Here is a 23,135-nt window from a genome sequence, read left to right on the forward strand (position 1 = left end):
TGCCGCTCATCCATGGTGGGTGGCAGGGGCCGGTACTAACCTTGGGGTAGCCCTGTAGCCATTCGCCGGCTGCGGGACACTTTCAAGTGCGCCGGTGACCCCCAAAGATGTTGAAGTCAGTTTTCACGAGTATTTCCTGCCCAATAGTCCGCGTTCGCGGCAGGTGGCGTCGCCTGTATTCTCCTGGAACCCTTCGCGCCGCGGCTAGCCTGTTGCTGGCGCTGTGTGTCTCGCTGTCACCGTCCCTGCGCGCCGAGGCTTCGGGGCATCTTTCCGATACCGACCTGGGGCGCAAGGTTATGGTCGATTACATCGTCCACTTCGCCCATCACCTGCAGTGGCCTATCGAGGTGTTCAATGGTGCCGGTGCCCCTTTCCGGATCTGTGTGATGGGGGACGATGAACTGGTGGCGCCGCTGACCGCCCGGTTGCACCGGCACCGGGTGCAGGGGCGTATGGTGTCGCTGGAACAGGTCAACGATGGCGAGATGCTGCGCGCGCGCAGTTGCCAGATCGTGGTGATGGGCGACATGGACGCGGAGCGGATGGCAAAGGCGGTGGGAGCCCTGGAGTTTTTCCCGGTGTTGACCGTGAGTGACGTCAACCGCTTCGCGATTCTCGGCGGCATGGTCGAGTTTGCGGGTAGCGGGGCAGATATGGCACTGCAGCTGAACAAAACCCGACTGGACCGGGCGGAGCTGAAAATGGGCAACAGTCTGTTTCGTCTGAGCCGCCAGGTGAACTGACTGTTGCCGCTAGCCGCAACCCCATTCGGGGTGTAAGCGGCCGATTCCCGCGCATTGAGCGCTTCCGTCTCAGGCCGGTGTTGGCCCCGGGCGTGGAGCGGTGTGTGAAGTGCGCTAAATACACCATATGGCGCAAATTTGTACTGGCGATCAGTGCCGATTTCCCGTAGAATCTGCGCCCGGCTTGGGAAGGTCCCACCTTAGTTGCCCGCCCCCGTTTAGATCTGTCGGGAGGTTCTATTCTCCTCCAGATCCGGTCGCAGGGCCCGTGGCTCCCAAGCTTTTTAAAGTGCCGGAAGTGGCGGAATATCCCGCCCGCTTAGCCCTTAACTGGCTGCCCGGCCACACAGTGAGAGCCCAGGTGAAAGCCTCAGTGAGCCAACCGTGAATAACCTTATAAAAAAGCGAGATGAAGCAGCTGTTTCATCTCGCTTTTTTATAAAAGGCATCCGGTAACAGGTTACACCTGAAACTGCACTGGCCGCGCCTGCAAAAGCGCGCCCTCTCACCCCGCCCGGAAGCTGTTCTAGACGACTGGAGATTGAATTGAACAACGCTGTTCCCACGCCGGAATCCCTGATGCCCAGCACCACCCCGGCACTGCTGGTGCTCGCCGATGGCAGTGAGTTTTACGGTCGCGCCATCGGCGCCGACGGCTCAACTGTTGGCGAGGTAGTCTTCAATACCTCCATGACTGGATATCAGGAGATCCTGACAGACCCGTCCTATGCCCGTCAGATCGTCACCCTGACTTATCCACATATCGGCAACACCGGTACCAACTCTGAAGACGAAGAGTGTGCCGAGATCTGGTCTGCCGGCCTGGTAATCCGCGACTTGCCCCTGCTGGCCAGCAGCTTCCGCAGCGAGCAGTCCCTGGAGGATTACCTCAAGGCGCGCAATATCGTCGGGATTGCAGATATCGATACCCGCCGCCTGACCCGGATCCTGCGCGATAAAGGCGCCCAGAGCGGCTGCATCGTGGTCGGTGACAACATCGACAAGGATGCGGCACTGGCCCAGGCCAAAGCGTTCGCCGGCCTCAAGGGCATGGATCTCGCCAAGGTGGTTTCCACCAAAGAGAAGTACGATTTCAACGAAGGCACCTGGGAGCTGGGTCAGGGCCACAAGCCGGCACCGGCGGCTCAGCCCTACAAAGTGGTGGCCTACGATTTCGGTGTGAAGCGCAACATCCTGCGCATGCTGGTGGACCGCGGCTGCAACATCACCGTGGTGCCCGCAGAGACCCCGGCCTCTGAAGTGCTGGCGATGAATCCCGACGGCGTATTCCTGTCCAACGGCCCCGGCGACCCCGAGCCCTGTGATTACGCCATCAAGGCGATCCAGGAAATTCTCGATACCGGCCTGCCCACCTATGGAATCTGCCTGGGACACCAGCTGCTGGGCCTGGCGGTCGGCGCCAAGACCGCAAAAATGAAATTCGGCCACCACGGTGGCAACCATCCGGTTCAGGACCTGAACAGCACCAAGGTGATGATCACCGCCCAGAACCACGGTTTTGCGGTGGACATGGACTCCCTGCCTGACAATGTGGAAATCACCCACAAGTCCCTGTTCGACGGCACCCTGCAGGGCATCCGCCTGAAGGACAAGCCGGCGTTCAGCTTCCAGGGCCACCCGGAAGCGAGCCCGGGCCCACACGACGTGGCGCCGCTGTTCGACCAGTTTATCGAGATGATGGAAGCGCGCCGCTAACCCGGCGCTCCCGACTCCCAAGACCAGAATTTGATCCACCGGCCGCGGCCGGCTAGATACGGAAGAAAGATGCCAAAACGCACAGACATTCAAAGCATTCTGATCATCGGCGCTGGCCCCATCGTCATCGGTCAGGCCTGTGAGTTCGACTACTCCGGCGCCCAGGCCTGTAAGGCTCTGCGCGAAGAGGGTTACCGGGTCATCCTGGTGAACTCCAACCCGGCCACCATCATGACCGACCCGGCCATGGCGGATGCCACTTACATCGAGCCGGTGGAGTGGAAGACGGTCGCCAAGATCATCGAAAAAGAACGCCCGGACGCCATCCTGCCCACCATGGGCGGACAGACCGCGCTGAACTGCGCGCTGGCTCTGGATAAGCACGGTGTACTGGAAAAGTTCGGCTGTGAGCTGATCGGTGCGGATAAAAACGCCATCGAAAAAGCGGAAGACCGCGACCTGTTCGACAAGGCGATGAAGGCGATCGGCCTGGAAACCCCGCGCGCCAAGATCGTCCACACGATGGACGAAGCCAAAAAAGTGCCGGAAGAATTCGGTTTCCCGGTCATTATCCGCCCGTCCTTCACCATGGGTGGTTCCGGCGGCGGTGTGGCCTACAACTGGCCGGAGTTCGAGGAAATCTGCAAACGCGGCCTCGACCTGTCTCCCACCAATGAGCTGCTGATCGACGAATCCCTGCTCGGCTGGAAAGAGTACGAGATGGAGGTTGTTCGCGATAAGAACGACAACTGCATCATTGTGTGTGCCATCGAGAACTTCGACCCCATGGGCGTGCACACCGGTGACTCCATCACCGTGGCTCCGGCACAGACCCTTACCGACAAGGAATACCAGCTGATGCGTAACGCATCCATCGCGGTATTGCGTGAGATCGGTGTGGAAACCGGCGGTTCCAATGTGCAGTTCGGTATGGATCCGAAAACCGGCCGCATGGTGGTGATCGAGATGAACCCGCGGGTTTCCCGCTCCTCAGCGCTGGCTTCCAAGGCGACCGGTTTCCCGATCGCCAAGGTGGCTGCCAAGCTCGCGGTAGGCTACACCCTCGACGAACTACAGAACGACATTACCGGTGGCGCTACCCCGGCTTCCTTCGAGCCGTCCATCGACTACGTCGTTACCAAAATTCCGCGCTTCACCTTCGAGAAATTCGGTGAAGCCGACGCGCGCCTGACCACCCAGATGAAATCCGTGGGTGAAGTCATGGCCATCGGCCGCAACTTCCAGGAGTCCATGCAGAAAGCCCTGCGCGGCCTGGAAGTGGGATCCTTCGGTTTCGAGCCAAAGCTCGACCCGTCGGAAGTGGGCTCCATGGAGAACCTGCGCCGCGAACTGTCCGTGCCCGGTGCCGAGCGCATCTGGTATGTGGGCGATGCCTTCCGAATGGGTATGAGCATCGACGAGGTCTACGAGCTTTCCGGCATCGATCCCTGGTTCCTGGTGCAGATCAAGGAACTGATGGATATCGAAGAGCCGCTCAAGTCCATGCCGACTTCTGCGCTGGACGCAAAGACCATGCGCTTCCTCAAGCGCAAAGGTTTCTCCGACAAGCGCCTCGCCGACCTGCTGGGCGTGAGCCAGAAAACCGTGCGTGAATTCCGCCACAAGCTGGGCGTGTTCCCGTCCTACAAGCGTGTGGATACCTGTGCGGCCGAGTTCTCCACCAGCACTGCCTACATGTACTCCACCTACGATGAAGAGTGTGAGGCAGAGCCGTCGGACAAGAAGAAAATCATGGTGCTCGGCGGCGGTCCCAACCGCATTGGCCAGGGCATCGAGTTTGACTACTGCTGCGTACACGCGGCACTCGCCATGCGCGAAGACGGTTACGAGACCATTATGGTCAACTGTAACCCGGAGACGGTTTCCACCGATTACGATACTTCCGATCGCCTGTACTTCGAGCCGGTGACCCTGGAAGACGTTCTGGAAATCGTGCGCAAGGAAAAGCCGGAGGGCGTGATCGTACAGTTTGGTGGTCAGACGCCGCTGAACCTGGCGCGCTTCCTGGCCAATGAGGGTGTGCCCATTATCGGCACCACGCCGGAGCAGATCGACCGCGCGGAAGACCGCGAGCGCTTCCAGCAGATGATCATGCGCCTCGGCCTCAAGCAGCCGCAGAACGCCATCGTGCGCTCCGAGTACGAAGCCATCCAGAAAGCGAAGGAAGTGGGCTACCCGCTGGTGGTGCGTCCGTCCTACGTGCTCGGTGGCCGTGCCATGGAAATCGTCTACAAGGAAGACGAACTCAAGACCTACATGAAGGAAGCCGTAGAGGTTTCCGACGAAGCACCGGTACTGCTGGATCACTTCCTGCACTCCGCCATCGAGGTGGATATCGACGCGGTTTCCGATGGCCAGGATGTGGTGATTGGCGCCATCATGCAGCACATTGAACAGTGTGGTGTACACTCCGGTGACTCCGCCTGCTCCCTGCCGCCCTATAGCCTGCCGGCGGACGTGCAGGACCAGATGCGCGAACAGGTCAAGGGCATGGCCCGTGAACTCGGCGTTGTGGGCCTGATGAACACCCAGCTGGCCTACCAGGACGGCGAGATCTACGTGATCGAAGTAAACCCGCGCGCTTCCCGTACGGTACCCTTTGTCTCCAAATGTATTGGCACCTCGCTGGCGAAGATCGCCGCGCGCTGTCAGGCGGGCATCAGCCTGGCAGATCAGGGCTTTACCAGTGAAATCGTGCCGGACTACTACTCCGTGAAGGAGTCTGTATTCCCGTTCAACAAGTTCCCCAAGGTCGACCCGATTCTCGGCCCGGAAATGAAGTCCACCGGTGAGGTGATGGGCGTTGGCGAAAGCTTCGCCGAAGCCTTTGATAAGGGCCTGATCGGTGCCGGCGATGCACTGCCGGAGTCCGGCAAGGTATTCATTTCCGTGCGCGATGTAGACAAGCCGGGTGTTGTGGACGTGGCGCGCGAGCTGTCTGGTCTCGGTTTCGACCTGGTGGCTACCCGCGGTACCGCCAAGGTCTTGCAAGAAGCGGATATTACCGTTACAACGGTAAACAAGATGAGCGAAGGTCGTCCGCATATCGTCGATATGATCAAAAACGACGAGATTGCGCTGGTGGTGAATACCACTGAAGGGCGCCAGGCCATTCGCGATTCTGCGGATATCCGTCGCAGTGCCGAGAACCACCAGGTTTGCTACACCACAACCCTGGCCGCGGCCCGCGCCATGGCGATGGCAATGCAAATTGCCGAGCCGCACCAGGTGCGCAGCCTGCAGGAACTGCACCAGCGTGTAGTGCGTCTGCAAGACTGATCGAGCGTTTATATCGGCGGTACTCCGGTGTCGCCACCTGAAAAAGCTCCGCTGTTTGGCGGAGCTTTTTCGTTAAAGAAATACAGCAAAATAACGTCGCGAGTAATTCCGGCTCATTCTGGATTACCGTGAAAAACTGAGATTGTGGAGGTTCCTGTGAACCGAGTACCTATGACTGTCGAGGGCGCAGAAGCCCTGCGCACAGAACTTGATGACCTGAAAAAAGTACAGCGCCCGGCGGTGGTACAGGCCATTGCCGAGGCCCGTGAGCACGGCGACCTCAAAGAGAATGCCGAGTATCACGCTGCCCGTGAAAAACAGGGCTTTATCGAAGGACGTATCCAGGAAATCGAAGGCAAGCTCTCGCTGGCCCAGGTCATTGATGTTAAAGCCATCGAGCCGTCCGGTAAGGTAATTTTCGGCACTACCGTGACCATCATCCATATGGAGGATGACTCGGAAGTAACCTACAAAATTGTGGGTGACGATGAATCCGACGTGAAGAACAAGAAGATCTCGGTCAATTCTCCCATTGCCCGCGCGCTGATTGGCAAGGAGGAAGGGGATATTGTGGTAGTTAATACCCCCTCCGGTGCGGTGGAGTATGAGATTGACTCGGTCGAACATATTTGAGTTCTCTTACTCCCTATCAATAAAAAGGCGGCCAGTGGCCGCCTTTTTTATTTTTGATAAGCAAATAATCACTGCAAAACGTTCGCCTCATTGCCAACGCCAATCTGCGTAATCGTTGCCGAGTTTGATGCGGAAGATTGACTGATGTAAGCCTGGTTGAGAATACCCTGCTGGTTCACAATCGCCGAGTTCCCACCAAGTACTCCTTCTTGCAGCACCATCGCATTGTTAGCAACGCCGTCCTGAGTAACCAGAGACGAGTTGTAACTTGAAGTCTGCGAGACATATGCCGCGTTTCCTATCCCATTTTGCATAATATCGGAATTGTTGTACTGACCGAATTGTACCGTATGGGCAGAGTTGGCAATCCCGCTCTGGTTGATCGTAGAGAGATGGCCGGTCCCCGTCTGGGTAATGGTGGCCACCTGGGCAGTACCAAACTGCAGGATATGCGCATCGGAATCCGTGGCGCCGTACTGGCCAATCAAACCGTTGTGGAGACTGCCAACTTGCGTAATGGTCGCCAGGTTATCGCTGCCGCCAAACTGCAAAATATTCGCAGTGTTACTGTTGCCAACCTGGGAAATGATGGCATCACTGTTGACGGTGTCCACCTGGAAAGTACTACCCCAGTTGCCCTGTCCAAGCTGGAAAATAGTACTGGTATTGCCTTCTCCCCCTAGTTGCAGGGAAAACGCACTGTTGAACTGCCCGATCTGCTCGTGGTGAATCTTGCCGCCCAAGGATGCAATCTGAGTGCTGCTCTCATTGAGTGCACCTTGCTGAATCTTGACGATAAAACTTCCTTCCATCCCGGTCTGGTCGATGACGGCGTTATTGCCGTTTCCGGTTTGGATAAGGATCGCTGTGTTGTTGTCAGCCCAGGAAGCACAACTGAATGCGAGTAGCGCTGCTGCACTTGCAGGTATGAGACCGGGAATGAGGGCAGGAATGAGAGATTTCACGTTAACTCCTTCACTCCAAAACTACGAAAGGAATTTTGAAATATGTGAATTGCTGACGTTTACATCGAGGAAAGAAATGGGCAGCCGGGTAGGCCGCCCATTTCTCAAAGCGCGATCGCAGGATTACTGCAGAATCAGGCCGTTGTTGCCGAAGCCAACCTGCAGAGAGGTTGCGGTATCACCCAGGCCAATCTGGCCAACGAGTACGTTGTTGAATCCACCCAGCTGAACGGTGGTGGCAGTCAAGCCAACACCAATCTGGCCGATGTAGCTGTCGTTGAACAGACCTACCTGAGTAGTGCTACCGGAGTTACCCAGGCCCAACTGAGATACGTCTGCTTCGTTACCGAGGCCAACTTGCAGGATATCTGCATCATTCAGCAGACCGATCTGACGGGTGTCCGCATCGTTGCCAACACCGAGCTGAGTCATGCTGGAAGAGTTCAGAATACCAACCTGGAAGGAGTCCGCGTTGTTCGCGATACCGAACTGGAAGATATCAGAGGAAGACAGCAGGCTCAGCACCTGTACGGCAGATGCGGTGTTGGCAATACCAACCTGAGTGATGTCAGTTGAGCTCAGGGCGCTCAGCAGTTGCAGAGAGAAGGCGCCGTTCAGGAAGCCCACCTGAGTAATAGAGGCGCTGGTGAGGGCAGAGGCCGCCTGGATAGTGGCGGCACCGTTCACTGCGCCAGCCTGGAAGATGGAAGCGCTGTTGAAGGCACCGCCGGTTTGCAGAGAGAAAGCACCATTGGCGGCGCCAAACTGAGTTTGGTTGATCAGGCTGTTGCTTTCGCCGTCTTGTTCCGCATAGGCACCGTTGAAGAAGCCCACTTGAACCTGATTGATAGTGTTGTCATCGGTAGTCGGACCGGTCTGGTCTGCGATTGCGCCGTTACCTACACCAACCTGAGTCAGGTTTGCAGTATTGTTTGCAGCGAAAGCAGAACCACTTACAGCCAGCAGGATGGCAGCAGCGATAGGGGAAAACGTCTTCATGAGTTGCTCCTTTACTTCGGACGTTAAGTACAACCAGCCCCGGGGGTGCTGATTATTTATGGCACGCTTGAATGCACCATAACTGTGAGGGAGAAGTCGTTGGTTGGCGTCATACGCCTGCCTGTGATGGACTCCATTCCCAAGTTTGAGTCGTGGTCGGGGCTCCCCTGACATGGACGGTCTAGCGATACATTCGATCGTTGGTCAGCGAATGTCAGCAGTAAGTGAAAGGGGTTGCTCCAACACCATGCTCTCGACGTTGAGAGCTGAAAAATGATCAATAAGGTTAAAACTTGATCATCTTGTTATTGAGTGTTGCTGCTGGGAAGGGGGGACGCTATAGGAGGGAAGTCATAAAAAACTAGGAAGAAAGTACATTTTTTAATCAGGAAAAGCTCTGGAAAACCCGTATTCATAACCGAATAACAGAGTGGTGTCGTCGAAAGCTTTTTATACGAAGATGGGAATGCCGTGGGAGGAAAATGGAGGCAAGTGGATGCAGCGTTTCATCCAGATCCAAAAATGTAGTTATCAGTGGGAAAGTGACACGGAATTACCATTGCCGAATTGGGTAACCGTCGCGTCGGAGGAGGTGCCAGTTTGCGAGATCGCGGTAGCGTTGAACGAACCAACCTGGCTCACAATCGATTGATGGCTGCCACCCAGACCAAAGACGCCATTTTGTTGAATCACTACTTGATTGAAGTTGCCACTCTGGTTGGTGCTGGCCTGATTGTAATCATCGTCCTGTAGCAGGATGGACTGGTTTGCCAAACCGCTCTGCAATAAATCCGCTTCCTGTTGGGCCCCCGATTGCTGAACCAGTCCCCGGTTAAATGCGCCTTCCTGTGCGATGACAGAAAAGTGCCCCACACCGGTTTGGGATGCCGTTGCATTGTTGTCGTTTCCCTGTTGCTCCGTGTGACTTTTCACGTAGAACCCGCTGTCCTGAGACGTGTCGGCCCGGTTGGCAATCCCGCCCTGGTGTATGCGGGCGTCGTTGAAGTTACCGCTCAATTGGGTGATGCTGGCTTCGTTGCCAAAGCCCACTTGCCGGGTCAGGGCGCGGTTTTCATGAGTCACCGACTGAAGTGTGGTGGCGCTATTTTCTGCGCCAACCTGTACGTTGTGAATATCGTTGTCGCTGCCGTATTGCTGCTGAACATGGGAGTCATTAAACGCGCCATCCTGCTTCTGCCGAATACTGCTATCGCTTTCCTGCTTCTGTTCGCCATATGCGCTGTTCTGTGTGCCTTCCTGATCCTGGTCGGAGGTGTTTTCTTTGGATGCTTCAAACTGTTGCTGGGTGATGGCGAAGTTATCCAGGCCCTCCTGGTACTGATAGACGGTATTTTCCTCAGCGGTAATACACTGGCAGGTGAACAGCATCATGATTGCCATTCCGGAGCGAAAAAATTTGAGGGAATACGTGTCTGATAGTTTGAAAGCTGGCATGTTTACCTCTGTAGCGAGCCGGTAGGAGCGAACCCCACATGGCATGTCTTTTCGTTAATCGTATTGATTGATGGTGGTGGTCATGGATACCCCGGTCTGGGTGACTGCGGTGCTCAATCCATTGCCGCGCTGGTTGATGGTCACGTTGTGGGACAATCCGATCTGCTCCACTTTCGCCGAATTGCGCACGCCGTATTGGGTGATGCCCGCTTTGTGCGCATAACCGATTTGTTCCAGCAAAATAATATTCTCGTAGCCGGCCTGCAGTAGCGCGGCAATATTGCTCTCCCCCGTTTGCGTGGCAATGGTGCTATTGCCCTCGCCAACCTGGTTGGTAATCAACAGGTTCTTGAAGCCCACCTGCTGTATCGAGAGGAAATTCACCGTCCCCAGCTGCTGCGCCGAAACATGGTTGAAATTCCCTTCCTGGTAAATGTTTGCCATGTTGGCCGTCGAGAAGCCGAAAGGCGCGTCCAGCTCACTGATACTTGACAGCTCGCTGGAGCTGCCCCCGACTTCCTGTGCGACGGCCGTATGGGATGTAGAAAATACGGTCACCAAGGCGATCGGGAATATCCACAATCCGGGTTGAGCGGGACTCTTTTCCATGGGTAAATCTCTATACTTACTTATTCGTGCGTTTTTATAGCGGGAGCTTCTGCCACCTTAAAGGACGGTGGTACTTTCATTCAGGTAATACTGCAATACCGGGTTATTGATATCGTCCGGGTTATCCAGTGCCCAGGAGTTACTGATGATTCCCTGGCTGATGAGATGGATTACTGCTGACTCCATCGCCGATAACATGGCGAGCTGGGCCGGTTCGTTGGTGGTGGTGCCCAGTTCTATTTCCAGCAAGCGTTTGAATTTCACATAGCGGAATACATCTGCACTGATCGCTTTCGAATACACAGTTTTTGATGTGAGTACGGAATGCAATACGCGACCGGAGCGAATATCTACGGCGCGCAGGTTTACCGTAATCTGATCCACCCGGTACTGCTCGTCGGCACCGATACCAAAGTAGCGCGCTCCGGCGCCGCCGGTGCGAATATTGGTGTCATAAGCAACGATACCGCCTTCCAGCAGGATATTTGCAGCGACCAGCGAGGGCAGCATCGGGTTGTTCTCCGGTGCGTTGGGTTTGGCCAGTGCCGCGCGCACAATCTTGCGCTCCGTCAGCAGGTTCTGCAGGCCCTCGCGCTCCAGTGGAATAAACCATCCGGATTCATTCAGAACATTCATCAGCATCGACGCAGCGCCCTGGGTGACGGCGGTGGAGAAGCTGCTGGAAGGTGCTGGCTTGTACTGACCGGTCTGGTCGCGAAAGTTATACACCGCCGCGAGTATTTTGCCCTTGGGTTGCGGCAAATTGAGCAGGTCGTGATAGGTCGCATTTCGCGGAGTCAGCTTGGCTTCTTCTCGCCCTGGTCCAAACAGGGCGTCGCCGGTTTCCTTGACGGCAGTACAGCCACTGATGGCAACAATAAATGTAAGGGCGGTGACGAGTTTGGAACCTCTAGTAAACATCACGCTAGTCTCCAGTATTATTCGCGATTATTTGGAATTGCGGATCAGTCCAGGGTGCATCTATAGGGATCTGATGGCTTTATATCCTGTGTGTATTTTGGTGTCGGTTGTTCGAGTGTTATGGATCAGTTAGTGGGGTTCAGGCCGCTCACGATGATTTCACTTTTATCACCCGTGGCACGGTCGGTAATCAATACGGTCAGCACGCCGTCGTTATCGACAATCTGGACGATAAAGTCGTCGGTGATCAGCTCGCCGCTATTGCCGTTACCCACGTCAGTGAGCAGCTGGTTAAGTAGCCGGGTCTCCAGGGAATCGGTAAATCGATCGAGCGCGCTGGGTTGTTCATACAGGTCAGCGGGATTATTGGGGTCCTCGTGATCGTCCTGGGATTGGGCGTTCTGCAGAAGATAACTACCGTTCAATGGGTTGCCGCCAAAGTTCGGGTTGCGGGGCTCGTATACCAGCTCCGTCCCCAGTGCCAAGCTGCTGGATAGCGCGATACAGGGGGCGAGTAGCAGGTGCGCTGCTTTATTGTTTGCCATCAGAGTTCATCCTTGCCTAAGTCGAAGTGGTCGGTGAAGGCTGCGCGGATTTTTTCCTGAAGCACCATTTCATGAATCATCTGGGATGCTTCTTCCGCCAGCTCTCGGATATTGTTAGTACTGGGGCTGATAAACCGCCGAAAAACGGTTTTGTTGTTGTAAGTGATCCAGATCAGGTTGCCCCAGCGGGCAGAGGGCCTTTCCTGGATCGTCAGGTTGTAGTCGCTGTCCGGATAATTCAGGTTGCGGTACTCGCTCATAAACCGCGCAAAATCATGTCCGGTGCGGGTGATGGTCTGGTCGATATTGAAACCACTGATTTCGTCCTCGATCGCAGCATCGTCGTCGGTCGAAGGCGCGGTGTCTTCCAGCGCACCGCTATCCTCCTGCTGCGCGATACTCTCTGCCGGCAGCGCCAGATTCAGCGCCAGCAGAGCGCAGAGCAGCGAAGCGGGAAACCATGTATGCCGCGAGGCGCTTGCGGTTGTCATATTTTTTCCATCTGCAAATTGAGCTTTGCCCAATTGCTGGCCTGCAGGCGATTCTTCACCCCGATTTTTCGGAAGATGTTGTACATGTGGTTTTTTACGGTGTGTTCGCTCAGATGCAGGCGTGAGGCGATTATGCTGTTGGGCTCGCCGGTGGTAAGCTGCGTCAGAATCTGCTGTTCGCGCTTGGTAAGAAGCAGTCGTGAGCGGGAATCGCCCTCCGCCTGTGATCGAGGGTTCTGCAATCCCGATGTAAGCTTGCGGATCAGCTCCTGCTGCCCGGTACGGCTGTCGCAAAGGAAGGTAAATTTTCTCTCTTCCAGTGGCGTGGTGATGTGCGCGGGCAGGTCATTGGGCACATTGATCAGTAATACCCGTGAGTGATCAATGCCTTTCAGGTAATTGAATTCTGCACTGGGAGTCGATTTGGACGTTAGCGCGAAACAATTCACGACGATGGCGTCGTAGGTCTTCAGGCAGTGCTTCTGTTTTCCAAAATCCGATTTTTCCCAGTTGAATGGCAGTGATTCCGAGATGAGGGAGAACATCAAGTCCCCGTGCAGGCCGGTATCGCTCAAAAAGAGAAACGGCATAGATTACCCCATAATTGACCCATAACCTTCTCAGGACGAGATAGTCCTCGCGGGACGCGACGGTTGAATGACCCCTAAGATTCCCCGTTTTTACTTCTTGGTCTGGGCGATTTGTTGTTTTGCCCGTTTGGAGGAATTTGCGCCGACCCGCTTAAGTGAAAAATCTCAGTCCTTGAGAAATTTGTATGGAGTGTAGTAGGGATTTTTGGGGTGGCGGCCAAATAAGATGACAGTCTTCCCATAATTTTTTGTCTTAAAAATCGATTTTTTAAGAAGGCTTTGTGCCTGACTTTCTATTTTTATGTTTTTTGGAAATATTCTTCTCAAATCGGGCGTATATAGGAACAATCTTTACCTGTTCGGTTGGAGCTAATTCCATTCATTTGCCACTTTTAAGCGTAGTTAAATTGAAGAGCGAGTCTGTGAGGCGGAAACTCATAAGAAATAGTATTCGGTGCACTCTCACCGCCACTTTTTTTCTGGCTGTTGCAGCTTGCAGCGATCGCGGACCGGTGACCCTCGGAACCCTGGAATGGGACCGCATCGCCGTGCCTGCCCCGGTGGCCGAAAAAATCGTCGATATCCGGGTGCGTGAAGGGGAGCGAGTGGTGGCAGGGCAGGTATTGCTGCAGCTGGATCCAGAGACTACCCGCGCGGAGTTGCAGGCTGCGGAGGCTGCGGTGGCCCGTCAGGTTGCCGCGCTGGAGGAACTGAACGACGGCCCGCGAGAGGAAGAAATAGCCCGCGCGCAAGCGGCGCTTGAGGCGGCGCAGGCGGAAGCGCGCGATCGCCAGGCGGACTTCCGGCGCCTGCAGGCACTGGGCAAAAAGAACTATGCGTCTCAATCCGATATCGACGCCGCCCAGGCCTTGGCCGAAAGCGCCGAGGCTCAGGTGCGCGGTGCACGTGAACAGTTACTGGAACTGGAGCGCGGTACCCGTATCGAGGAAATAGAGCAGGGACAGGCTGCACTGGCGGAAGCGCGTGCGCAGGCGCAGGCGCGGCGCGCATTACTGCAGAAACTGACGGTAACGGCGCCACAGCCTGGCATTGTCGACAGTATTCCGTTCAAGCTCGGTGACCAGGCACCTCTCGGTGGATCCCTGGTGGTGATGCTGACCGGAGAAACCCCCTACGCGCGGGTCTATGTCCCGCAACCACTGCGACTGGATGTGGAGGTCGGCGGCGGTGCGCAGGTCTATCTGGAGGGCATGAGTAAGGGGGACGATGGCATCCACAAGCTCGGTCCATTTACCGGTAAGGTGCGCATGGTTCGCAATGAGCCGAGCTTTACTCCGTACTACGCACTCACCGGAGACGACGCCACCCGTCTCAGCTATATCGCCGAAATCCAGTTACAGACGGATGCGGCACGCCTGCCAGCGGGCCTTCCGCTGCGCGCGGAATTCTCTACCTCGGGAGCACAGGGGACAGCCGGGCGTAGTTTGTCTTCACGGGGTGCGGAGAAATCGCCGCAGACAGATTCCGCTGCCGGTAGTGCGGACACCGGCGAAGAAGCCTATGACGTCGGAAAATAATATCGCCATCCGCGCGCGCGGTATGAGCAAGCACTTCGGATCGCTGAAAGCGGTAGACGAGGTGGAGCTCACGGTACGGCGGCGCCAGGTCTACGGTTTTCTCGGTCCCAACGGATCGGGGAAATCCACGAGTATCCGTATGTTGTGTGGCCTGCTGACGCCCACTGCCGGCGAGATCGAAGTGCTGGGGCTGCGTATTCCCGAGCAGGCGGAAGTCCTGCGCCAGCACATCGGCTATATGACCCAGCAATTCTCCCTGTTTACCGATCTCACCGTGCGCGAAAACCTGGAATTTCTGGCGGCGGTTCAGAACCTGTCATCGCGCAAGGCGCGCGTACGCATCGACGAGCTGATTTCGGAATACCATTTTGAAGACCGTGCAAACCAGCTTGCCGGTACCATGAGTGGCGGACAAAAGCAGCGCCTGGCGCTGGCGGGCGCAGTTATCCACAAGCCGGAATTACTGTTTCTCGACGAGCCCACCAGTGCGGTGGACCCGGAATCGCGACGGGACTTCTGGGAGAAATTGTTCGAGCTCACCGATGCCGGAACCACCATTCTGGTATCCACCCACTATATGGATGAGGCGGAGCGCTGCCATCGCCTCGCCATTCTCGACCGCGGTCGCCTGGTTGCCGACGGCAGCCCGGGCGAACTTACTGAAGATCTGGAGGGGCGTACCCTGCTGGTGGAGACGGATACGCAACGAAATGCCAAGCGCGTCCTGTCTGCGGAGCCCGGTGTTATCAGTGCTGCACAGATTGGCAACAGCCTGAGAGTATTGATCGATGACGGGCGGGCGAGCCAACAGAGCGTGGAGCGGGCACTTGCCGCACAGCAGCTGGATGCCAGGGTGGCGCCAGTCTCTCCCAGCCTGGAAGATGTGTTCGTAGCGGCCACACATCAGCAGGAAGCGCGCACCGGGGCAGACTCGTGAATGCCCGCCGGTTGTTCGCGGTGTTGCTCAAGGAGTTCCGGCAATTGCGTCGGGACCGCATGACCCTCGCCATGATCGTGGGAATTCCGATCATGCAGCTGGCCCTGTTCGGGTATGCCATCAACCTCAACCTGCGCCATCTCCCTGCCGCCATTGCCGATCAGTCGGGCACCAGTGCGTCACGCCAGCAGGTGATGGATATGCTGGCAACCGGGGTGATCGAGCCGGTCGCCCAGGCGGAGACGCCGGAGCAATTGATGGAACTGCTGCGTCGGGGAAAGATCAGTGTCGGTATCGTGATTCCCTATGATTACGAGCGCCGTCTGGCGAACGGCCAGCAGGCAATCCAGATATTGGTGGATGGCAGTGATACGGTGGTGCAGAGCGCGGCGGCGCAACTGGCGCAGGTGCCCATCGGGGAACCGCCGCCGGAAAATAATACGAGCCAGCCCAACCGGCAGTCATCGGTACCTTTACCGCAAGCGCCGGTGAGCATTGTGAGCTTTTATAACCCCCAGCGGGTATCGGCGATCAACATCGTGCCGGGTTTGATCGGCATCATCCTCACCATGACCATGGTGATGTTTACCTCGGTGGCCATTGTGCGCGAGCGGGAGCGGGGCAATATGGAATTGCTGATCGCCACGCCGGTGAGCAGCGCGGAGCTGATGATCGGCAAGGTATTACCCTACGGCATGATCGGCCTGATCCAGACCAGCCTGATCCTGTTGCTGGGTACCTTGCTGTTCAGTGTACCCATCCGCGGTAGCCTGCTGGATGTGTATATTGCCGCGCTGCTGCTGATCCTCGCCAACCTGGCCATGGGGCTGCTGATCTCCACCCGCGCCCAGTCCCAGTTCCAGGCCATGCAGATGACCTTCTTCGTGTTCCTGCCCTCGATCCTGCTCTCTGGATTTATGTTTCCGTTTGACGGCATGCCCAAGGCCGCACAGTGGCTAGCGGAGATTTTGCCGTTAACCCATTTCCTGCGCCTGATTCGCGGTGTGATGTTGCGGGGTGCGGGTATCTTCGAGCTGTGGCCAGACCTGCTGGCGCTGATTGCCTTTATCCTGCTGATGATGACCCTCGCCATAGCGCGTTTCCGCAAGCGCCTGGACTGACTTCCGCTCACGGGTTGGCGCGAAAATCCTCCAGTTATCGATTTCCTGCACAAACTGCCGGTCACCCTTGGTAGGATGGCGGAAGTCACTTCTTTGTGATTTGTGGCAATGGACGCCACCGCACCGCTACAAGACTGAGGTCGGGTCTGTACACACGTTAACAGTTGCTGCCTGTCAGCAAGGGAGGAAGCTGTACCATGACCGAAATTCTTCACAGCCTGCCAGCGTGGTTGTGGTTTGTCATCGCACTGATCGCGCTGTTTCTGGCTCGCAAACCTTTCCATCTGGGGATATTGGCCCTGGCGCGTTTTTTCCATCATTCCCTGCGCCTCGCAGCCAATGCGGTATCGACGGCAGAAGGGCGCTTGCAGTTGCGCAATCGCGAGGTATTGATTGCCGCAGGTCGCGAGGTTAGCGAGCGGCATATCGAGCGCGAGTTCGATCGCATAGAAGGCGCAATGAAAAAAGAGCTGGCCCAGTACCCGGCACTGCACCGCAAGCTCTGCGAGCAGCTTGCCGCCATCGATGAAGATTACGTGCGCAGTGCGGAAGTGCCCCCGGAACCCACCAGCTGGGCCAAGGCGATCAAGGCGGTGACTGAGATCCCCGCGGATCGCGACTCCGTGGTGGGGGATGTACTGGAAGCCATCCATGTCTCCATGCGCAAGGCCGAATCCAAGGCGCGGGAAGCCTATCGGGAATCTGCGCGGGAGCGACATCAATTGCTCAAGCGCATGATGCCGGCGTGGCGGGCCATCCTAAACAGCCTGGGCAAGGTCAACAAGACCGTGGTCGGTGTGCAGCAGCGCGCCAAGGTAGTGGATGGCCACATGGAGCGCTACGAAGAAATCGTGCAGGGGAGTGACCGCGCCGTGCGGATGCTGTCGTCATCTTCCCTCGTCCAGTTTTTTATTTCGCTGTTTGTACTCACCATTGCCGCTGGTGGTGTGCTGGTCAATTTTCACCTGATTGCCCGACCGATGGCGGAAGTCGTCGGCGGGTCCGGCAGTATCGGTGGCTATTCGGTAGCGGATATCTCCGCGTTGGTGCTGATACTGGTAGAAATCGCTTTGGGCCTGTTCGTCATGGAGTGCCTGCGGATCACCCGCCTGTTTCCGGTGATTGGTGCGCTCAATGACAAAACCCGGTCGCGCTTGATGTGGGGCGCATTCGCGTTGTTGTTTGTGTTCGCGCTGGTCGAGGGCGGGCTTGCCTTCACGCGCGAGATCCTGATTCAGGGAGACACGGCTGGCGACGCCACGGCGGCAGGTATTCAGGCTGGCCCCCTGTGGATAACCGCATCGGCACAGATGGCGATGGGTTTTGCGCTGCCGTTTGTACTGGTATTCGCAGCGATTCCCCTGGAAAGTTTTATCGCGTCTGCACGCACGGTGATCGGTATTGTCTCGGCATTCACCCTGCGCCTGTTGGCGGTCATCCTGCGTCTTGCGGGCGCAGGGATTCTGCGCACCGGGGCCATGCTGGTGCGGGTGTATGACATCGTGATTTTCTGCCCGCTGTGGCTCGAGGCACGCTTTATAGGCTGGCGCCAGCAGGCGACGGTTACGGTTCCATCTGACTCCAAGGACCCGACCGCAAAACCGCAGCAACAGGCATCGTGAATCCAGTGAGCAACCGACTTGCATGAGCAATAGCGATGACTGGTTACAACCGTGCCGTGCGCGTCCCCTGGTCATTGCCCACGGTGATGAGGGAGGGCGCGGACTTTATCCCGGCAATACCCTGCTGTATCTGAACAAGATGCTGGCCCTGGGGGTGGATGCACTGGAGATAGACCTGAACCTGACAGAGGACGGCCATCTGGTTTTGCTGCACGATGGCACCCTGGAGCGCACCACAGATGGCAGTGGCCAGGTAAAAGACAAAACCCTGCAGGAGCTGGAAACACTCAACGCTGCCTACCACTGGAGCCCGGACGGCGAGCAGTTCCCCTATCGCAAGGATCCACAGCCACTGGTTACCATCGATCAGGCGTTTGCCGCATTTCCAGATACCCCGATGGTTATCGAACTAAAGAATGACGATCCGCGCGCGGCGCAGTCGCTGGCGCGGGCCATTGAAAAGGCCGGCGGTGAAGCACGCTTGATCGTCTCCTCGTTCCATCGCAATGTGATCCGCACATTTCGCAGTCTCTGCCCCAGAGTGGCCACCGGGGCGACATTGCCGGAGGCTCTGCTGTTTTTTGTCGCGCAGTGTGTTTTTGCGGAAAGACTGCTCAAGCCCGCGTTCCAGACCATGCAGCTTCCGGTCAGCTATTACGGGTTGCCGGTTTTTACCCGGCGGTTCGTGAGCGCGGCCCGTCGCTGCGGTCTGCATATTTCCGTATGGACCGTGAACGAACCGGAAGCCATGAAAAAATTTATCGCACTGGGGCTGGATGGCATTGTCACCGACCGCCCCGATCGACTTCTAAAACTTTTCCAGACATCGTCGTAACCGGAGGGGAGATATGAAAAGGCAGAAATGGATACAGGTACTGACAGTCGCGCTGTTTGCCGCGAGCGCCATGCAGGCGCATGCGCAGCGGGATTTCTCCAAGGTGGAAATAGAGCCAAAGCCTGTGGCAGATAATCTGTATATGCTGACGGGTGCCGGCGGCAACATGGCATTGTTTACCGGCGACGATGGCGCTTTTATGGTAGACGATCAATTCGCGCCCCTGAGTGAAAAAATTCTCGCCACGGTCGCGGAACTGACCGACAAGCCGCTGCGATTTGTGGTCAATACGCACTGGCACGGGGATCACACCGGTGGCAACGAGAACATGGGCAAGGCGGGGGCACTAATTGTCGCACATGAAAATGTGCGCAAGCGCATGAGCACCGAGCAATTTACCAAGTTGTGGAACCGCACCACACCGCCTTCGCCGGCGGCGGCACTGCCAGTGATTACCTTTACCGATGTCACCACCTTTCACTGGAATGGCGACGAGGTGCGCGTGCAGCACGTGGGGCCGGCACATACCGACGGCGATGCCATTATCCTGTTCAAGAATGCCAATGTGATTCACATGGGGGATACCTTCTTTAACGGCAGCTATCCCTATGTGGACCTGTCCGCGGGCGGCAGTATCGATGGGGTTATCGAAAACGCCCGTCGCGTGCTTGAAATCGCCGACGATCAGACAACGATCATTCCCGGACACGGCCCGCTGAGTGATAAAAAAGGGCTGCAGCAATACCACGACCTGCTGGTGCGTCTGCGCAGCAAGATCAAGACACTGGTGGACGCGGGTAATAGCAGGGAGCAGGTGATCGCGGCCAAGCCCACCCGGGAGTTTGATGAGCACTACGGGCAGGGTTTTATGAAGCCGGATGTCTGGACCGGGATCGTGTTCGACTCGCTGAAACAGCAGCAGTAATCGACTCGATTAAAAAACGCTGAAAACAAAAAGGGCAAAGCACCGTTCGTGCTTTGCCCTTTTCGGTTTATGCCGTCGGCATGGTATCCCGCGGCATCTGCGCAGGGGATTCGGAATCCACTTTGCGTACGCGGAACCAGGCGGCGTAAAGCGCGGGCAAGAACAGCAGGGTTAGCGCTGTCGCCACTATCAGCCCGCCCATGATGGCCACGGCCATGGGACCGAAGAAGTCGCTGCGGGAAAGCGGGATCATTGCCAGCACCGCAGTCAGTCCGGTGAGTACAATGGGGCGGAAACGGCGTACCGTCGATTCCACAATGGCATCCCACTGGGAGCGTCCCTGGGCAATATCCTGTTCTATCTGGTCCACCAGAATCACCGAGTTGCGCATGATCATCCCGGCGAGGGCAATGGTGCCGAGCATCGCCACAAACCCGAACGGTTTGTTGAATACCAGCAGGAACAGGGTGACCCCGATAATACCCAGCGGTGCTGTAAGGAACACCATGGTGGCCAGAGAGAAGCGTCGCAGCTGCAGCATCAACAAGGTAAATACCACCAGCAGGAACAACGGCATCCCCGCGTTGACCGATTGCTGTCCCCGTGCAGATTCCTCCACACTGCCGCCGATCTCCAGCAAATAGCCGGGCGGAAGTTCGGTACGAATCTGCTCCAGCTGTGGCCAGATATCGTTGACCACCGTGGCCGGTAACTGCTTGCCGTAAATATCCGCGCGCACGGTGACCGTGGGCAGGCGGTTGCGGTGCCAGATGACGCCTTCTTCAAAGCCGTATTCCAGGGTTGCCACCTGGTTGAGGGGGACGCTGCGCGCACTGCTGGTCTGGACAGCCAGGTTACCCAGCTGATGCAGTGCGTGACGTTCGTGTTCACCGCCGCGCACCTGTACCCCGATCAGCTCATTGTCTTCGCGGAACTGGCCCACGGTGGTGCCGGACAGGGAGCCCTCCAGCGCACGCGACAGCTCCGTACTGCTCACACCCAGCGCGCGCGCACGGGCCTGCTCCACATGCAGGCGGACCACCTTACTGGGCTCCTCCCAGTCCAGGTGCACATTGGCGACCGCGGAATTGGTGCGGACTTTTTCTGCCACGTTGCGGGCAATTTCCCGCACCTCGGTAATATGCTCGCCGGATACCCGGAATTGCACCGGGTAGCCCACCGGAGGACCGTTTTCCAGGCGCGATATACGGGTGCGCACACTGGGAAACTGTTCGTGCAGGGTGCTGATCAGCCAGCTGCGCACCTGCTCCCGCTCTTCCACGGAACGGGTCAGCACCACAAACTGGGCAAAGCTCGCCGCCGGTAGTTGCTGGTCCAGGGGCAAGTAAAAACGCGGGGAGCCGGTGCCCACGTAGGCAACATAGTTTTCTACCTTCGGGTGTTGGGCGAGCAGGGTCTCCAGTCGCGCAACCTGTTCACTGGTAGCGGTAAGCGACGCCCCTTCATTGAGCTTCAGGTCCACCATCAGTTCCAGCCGCGCAGAGGAGGGGAAGAACTGTTGCGGTACAAAACGGAACAGGGCGATGGCGCCGACAAAAATCACGACCGTGGCGAGGAGTACGGTTTTGCGGTAGCGCAGGCACCAGTCCACCACCTTGCGAAAGCGACGATAAAAGGGCTTGTCGTAGGGATCGTGCTCCGCGTGTTCTCCAGAGCCGCTCCCGGCCGCCGCTGGTGCGGGCAACAGACGGGCACCCAGATAGGGAACAAACACCACGGCGGCAACCCAGGACGCGAGCAGCGCGAGGGTGACGACCTGGAAGATCGAGCGGGTGTATTCACCGGTGCCGGACTGCGCCGTGGCAATGGGCAGGAAGCCGGCCGCGGTGATCAGGGTGCCGGTGAGCATCGGGAAGGCGGTACTGGTCCAGGCGAAGCCAGCGGCTTTCAGTCGGCTGAGGCCCTGCTCCATTTTGATGGCCATCATCTCCACCGCAATGATGGCGTCGTCCACCATCAATCCCAGGGCCAGCACCAGTGCGCCCAGGGAAATTTTGTGCAGACCGATACCGAAGTAATTCATCAGTGCAAAAGTCATGGCCAGCACCAGCGGAATCGACAGCGCCACCACCAGCCCGGTACGCACACCGAGGGAGAAGAAACTCACCAGCATCACAATGACCAGCGCCTCGGCGAGTACCTTGAGGAATTCACCTACCCCCTGTTCCACGGCTGCGGGCTGGTCGGAAACCTTGCTCAGGGTAAGGCCCACCGGGAGGTCCTGTTGTAGCTCGGCGAAGGTGGCATCCAGATTTTTTCCCAGAGCGAGAATATCGCCGCCCTTTTTCATGGAAACCGCGATGCCGATGGCATCCTCGCCCATAAACCGTACCCGCGGCTGGGGCGGATCGCTGAAGCCGCGATGAATTTCTGCAATATCGTCCAGGCGCTGGGTGCGTTCACCGGCGCGGATGGGGAAATCGCGGATCTCTTCCACGGTGCGGAACTGGCCACTTACTCGAATCCGTACGCGGTCACTGCTGGCTTCCACAAAGCCGGCGTCGGCCACGCTGTTCTGGCCCTGCAGTGCGGCCTGCACCGCACTCATGGGAATTCCCAGGGAGGCCAGTTTGGTATTGGAAATCTCGATCCAGATACGTTCGTCCTGCAGGCCCAGTAATTCCACCTTGCCCACATCCTCGACCCTTTGCAGGGCCAGTTGCAGGCGGTCGGCATAGTCTTTCATCAGCGCGTAATCGAAACCGTTACCGGTAAGCGCGTAGATATTGCCGTAGGTGGTACCGAATTCGTCGTTAAAGAAGGGCCCCTGAATATCCGGCGGCAGGGTGTGGCGGATATCGCCGACTTTCTTGCGCACCTGATACCAGAGGTCGGGAATATCCTTGGAGCGCATACTGTCGCGGGCGACAAACATCACCTGGGACTGACCGGGACGGGAGAAAGAAGTGATTCTTTCGTAGTCCCCGGTCTCCATCAGTTTCTTTTCCACGCGCTCGGTGATCTGGCGCGAGACCTCCTCGGCACTGGCCCCGGGCCACAGGGTGTTGACCACCATCACCTTGAAGGTGAAGGGCGGGTCTTCGCTCTGGCCGAGCTGGGTGTAGGAAACGGCGCCCAGAATGCTGATGAGCAGCATGGCGTAGAGCACCAGCGGGCGGTTTTGCAGCGCCCACTCAGATAGATTGAATCGCATGGTGTCTTGGTC

19 protein-coding genes are annotated in these 23,135 nt (G+C 57.2%); 10 read left to right on the forward strand and 9 right to left on the reverse strand.

The window, feature by feature from the left end; translation table 11 throughout:
• Positions 1-212 precede the first annotated feature (212 nt).
• The 4 genes from ACONT6_RS02620 to greA all read left to right on the forward strand — a co-directional run bounded on the left by ACONT6_RS02620 (position 213) and on the right by greA (position 6,395).
• Complete coding sequence (locus ACONT6_RS02620) at positions 213-746, forward strand: YfiR family protein (RefSeq protein WP_428820289.1); 534 nt, start codon at positions 213-215, stop codon at positions 744-746.
• A 579-nt stretch (positions 747-1,325) separates the two neighbouring features.
• Positions 1,326-2,462 (forward strand): glutamine-hydrolyzing carbamoyl-phosphate synthase small subunit, encoded by a 1,137-nt coding sequence (gene carA / locus ACONT6_RS02625; RefSeq protein WP_428821473.1) that lies wholly within the window; start codon positions 1,326-1,328, stop codon positions 2,460-2,462.
• Between the two features lie 69 nt (positions 2,463-2,531).
• On the forward strand, positions 2,532-5,762 hold the full coding sequence (gene carB / locus ACONT6_RS02630) for a carbamoyl-phosphate synthase large subunit (RefSeq protein ID WP_428820290.1): 3,231 nt from the start codon (positions 2,532-2,534) through the stop codon (positions 5,760-5,762).
• Positions 5,763-5,918: 156 nt separating this feature from the next.
• Positions 5,919-6,395: a transcription elongation factor GreA gene (gene greA, locus ACONT6_RS02635; protein ID WP_428820291.1), complete on the forward strand. Its 477-nt coding sequence runs from the start codon at positions 5,919-5,921 to the stop codon at positions 6,393-6,395.
• A 68-nt stretch (positions 6,396-6,463) separates the two neighbouring features.
• On the opposite strand, the gene ACONT6_RS02640 is transcribed toward greA, so the two are convergent.
• The 8 genes from ACONT6_RS02640 to ACONT6_RS02675 all read right to left on the reverse strand — a co-directional run bounded on the left by ACONT6_RS02640 (position 6,464) and on the right by ACONT6_RS02675 (position 12,970).
• Entirely contained in the window at positions 6,464-7,360 is an 897-nt protein-coding gene (locus ACONT6_RS02640) for a hypothetical protein (protein WP_428820292.1), read from the reverse strand.
• Positions 7,361-7,483: 123 nt separating this feature from the next.
• Entirely contained in the window at positions 7,484-8,359 is an 876-nt protein-coding gene (locus ACONT6_RS02645) for a hypothetical protein (protein WP_428820293.1), read from the reverse strand.
• A 531-nt stretch (positions 8,360-8,890) separates the two neighbouring features.
• On the reverse strand, positions 8,891-9,751 hold the full coding sequence (locus ACONT6_RS02650) for a hypothetical protein (protein ID WP_428820294.1): 861 nt from the start codon (positions 9,749-9,751) through the stop codon (positions 8,891-8,893).
• A 117-nt stretch (positions 9,752-9,868) separates the two neighbouring features.
• Positions 9,869-10,423, reverse strand: a complete 555-nt coding sequence (locus ACONT6_RS02655; RefSeq protein WP_428820295.1) for a hypothetical protein — start codon at positions 10,421-10,423, stop codon at positions 9,869-9,871.
• 57 nt (positions 10,424-10,480) lie between these two features.
• Positions 10,481-11,344 (reverse strand): CsgG/HfaB family protein, encoded by an 864-nt coding sequence (locus tag ACONT6_RS02660; protein ID WP_428821474.1) that lies wholly within the window; start codon positions 11,342-11,344, stop codon positions 10,481-10,483.
• Positions 11,345-11,469: 125 nt separating this feature from the next.
• Positions 11,470-11,889 carry a curli assembly protein CsgF gene (locus ACONT6_RS02665; protein ID WP_428820296.1) on the reverse strand — a complete coding sequence of 140 codons (420 nt, stop codon included), beginning with the start codon at positions 11,887-11,889 and terminating at the stop codon, positions 11,470-11,472.
• The gene (locus ACONT6_RS02670; protein WP_428820297.1) at positions 11,889-12,380 is read right to left on the reverse strand and encodes a curli production assembly/transport protein CsgE; all 492 of its coding nucleotides are present in this window, start codon (positions 12,378-12,380) and stop codon (positions 11,889-11,891) included. Before ACONT6_RS02670 ends, ACONT6_RS02665 begins: the two co-directional genes overlap by 1 nt.
• Positions 12,377-12,970, reverse strand: a complete 594-nt coding sequence (locus ACONT6_RS02675) for a helix-turn-helix transcriptional regulator (protein ID WP_181254136.1) — start codon at positions 12,968-12,970, stop codon at positions 12,377-12,379. Before ACONT6_RS02675 ends, ACONT6_RS02670 begins: the two co-directional genes overlap by 4 nt.
• Before the next feature lie 512 nt (positions 12,971-13,482).
• On the opposite strand from ACONT6_RS02675, the gene ACONT6_RS02680 reads away from it, so the two are divergent.
• From ACONT6_RS02680 to ACONT6_RS02705, 6 genes are all read left to right on the forward strand, one after another.
• The gene (locus ACONT6_RS02680) at positions 13,483-14,508 is read left to right on the forward strand and encodes an HlyD family secretion protein (RefSeq protein ID WP_428820298.1); all 1,026 of its coding nucleotides are present in this window, start codon (positions 13,483-13,485) and stop codon (positions 14,506-14,508) included.
• A complete protein-coding gene (locus tag ACONT6_RS02685; RefSeq protein WP_428820299.1) occupies positions 14,492-15,445 on the forward strand; it encodes an ATP-binding cassette domain-containing protein in 954 nt (317 codons plus the stop codon). The genes ACONT6_RS02680 and ACONT6_RS02685 overlap by 17 nt, the downstream gene beginning before the upstream one ends.
• The gene (locus ACONT6_RS02690; RefSeq protein ID WP_428820300.1) at positions 15,442-16,566 is read left to right on the forward strand and encodes an ABC transporter permease; all 1,125 of its coding nucleotides are present in this window, start codon (positions 15,442-15,444) and stop codon (positions 16,564-16,566) included. The genes ACONT6_RS02685 and ACONT6_RS02690 overlap by 4 nt, the downstream gene beginning before the upstream one ends.
• A gap of 197 nt (positions 16,567-16,763) precedes the next feature.
• Positions 16,764-18,188, forward strand: coding sequence for a hypothetical protein (locus ACONT6_RS02695; protein WP_428820301.1), 1,425 nt, complete (start codon positions 16,764-16,766; stop codon positions 18,186-18,188).
• A 22-nt stretch (positions 18,189-18,210) separates the two neighbouring features.
• Positions 18,211-19,023: a glycerophosphodiester phosphodiesterase gene (locus ACONT6_RS02700; RefSeq protein WP_428820302.1), complete on the forward strand. Its 813-nt coding sequence runs from the start codon at positions 18,211-18,213 to the stop codon at positions 19,021-19,023.
• Between the two features lie 13 nt (positions 19,024-19,036).
• Positions 19,037-19,948, forward strand: coding sequence for an MBL fold metallo-hydrolase (locus ACONT6_RS02705; protein ID WP_428820303.1), 912 nt, complete (start codon positions 19,037-19,039; stop codon positions 19,946-19,948).
• Positions 19,949-20,015: 67 nt separating this feature from the next.
• On the opposite strand, the gene ACONT6_RS02710 is transcribed toward ACONT6_RS02705, so the two are convergent.
• On the reverse strand, positions 20,016-23,123 hold the full coding sequence (locus ACONT6_RS02710) for an efflux RND transporter permease subunit (protein WP_428820304.1): 3,108 nt from the start codon (positions 23,121-23,123) through the stop codon (positions 20,016-20,018).
• Between the last annotated feature and the right edge of the window lie 12 nt (positions 23,124-23,135).

This window comes from Microbulbifer sp. MCCC 1A16149 (genome assembly GCF_050368945.1).
Lineage (GTDB): Bacteria > Pseudomonadota > Gammaproteobacteria > Pseudomonadales > Cellvibrionaceae > Microbulbifer.

Coding starts and splice junctions, on each gene's coding strand:
- carA (WP_428821473.1), top strand. CDS start 1,326: ATGCCCAGCACCACCCCGGCACTGCTGGTGCTCGCCGATGGCAGTGAG.
- carB (WP_428820290.1), top strand. CDS start 2,532: ATGCCAAAACGCACAGACATTCAAAGCATTCTGATCATCGGCGCTGGC.
- ACONT6_RS02645 (WP_428820293.1), bottom strand. CDS start 8,359: ATGAAGACGTTTTCCCCTATCGCTGCTGCCATCCTGCTGGCTGTAAGT.
- ACONT6_RS02650 (WP_428820294.1), bottom strand. CDS start 9,751: ATGATGCTGTTCACCTGCCAGTGTATTACCGCTGAGGAAAATACCGTC.
- ACONT6_RS02655 (WP_428820295.1), bottom strand. CDS start 10,423: ATGGAAAAGAGTCCCGCTCAACCCGGATTGTGGATATTCCCGATCGCC.
- ACONT6_RS02660 (WP_428821474.1), bottom strand. CDS start 11,344: ATGTTTACTAGAGGTTCCAAACTCGTCACCGCCCTTACATTTATTGTT.
- ACONT6_RS02665 (WP_428820296.1), bottom strand. CDS start 11,889: ATGGCAAACAATAAAGCAGCGCACCTGCTACTCGCCCCCTGTATCGCG.
- ACONT6_RS02670 (WP_428820297.1), bottom strand. CDS start 12,380: ATGACAACCGCAAGCGCCTCGCGGCATACATGGTTTCCCGCTTCGCTG.
- ACONT6_RS02675 (WP_181254136.1), bottom strand. CDS start 12,970: ATGCCGTTTCTCTTTTTGAGCGATACCGGCCTGCACGGGGACTTGATG.
- ACONT6_RS02685 (WP_428820299.1), top strand. CDS start 14,492: ATGACGTCGGAAAATAATATCGCCATCCGCGCGCGCGGTATGAGCAAG.
- ACONT6_RS02695 (WP_428820301.1), top strand. CDS start 16,764: ATGACCGAAATTCTTCACAGCCTGCCAGCGTGGTTGTGGTTTGTCATC.
- ACONT6_RS02700 (WP_428820302.1), top strand. CDS start 18,211: ATGAGCAATAGCGATGACTGGTTACAACCGTGCCGTGCGCGTCCCCTG.
- ACONT6_RS02705 (WP_428820303.1), top strand. CDS start 19,037: ATGAAAAGGCAGAAATGGATACAGGTACTGACAGTCGCGCTGTTTGCC.
- ACONT6_RS02710 (WP_428820304.1), bottom strand. CDS start 23,123: ATGCGATTCAATCTATCTGAGTGGGCGCTGCAAAACCGCCCGCTGGTG.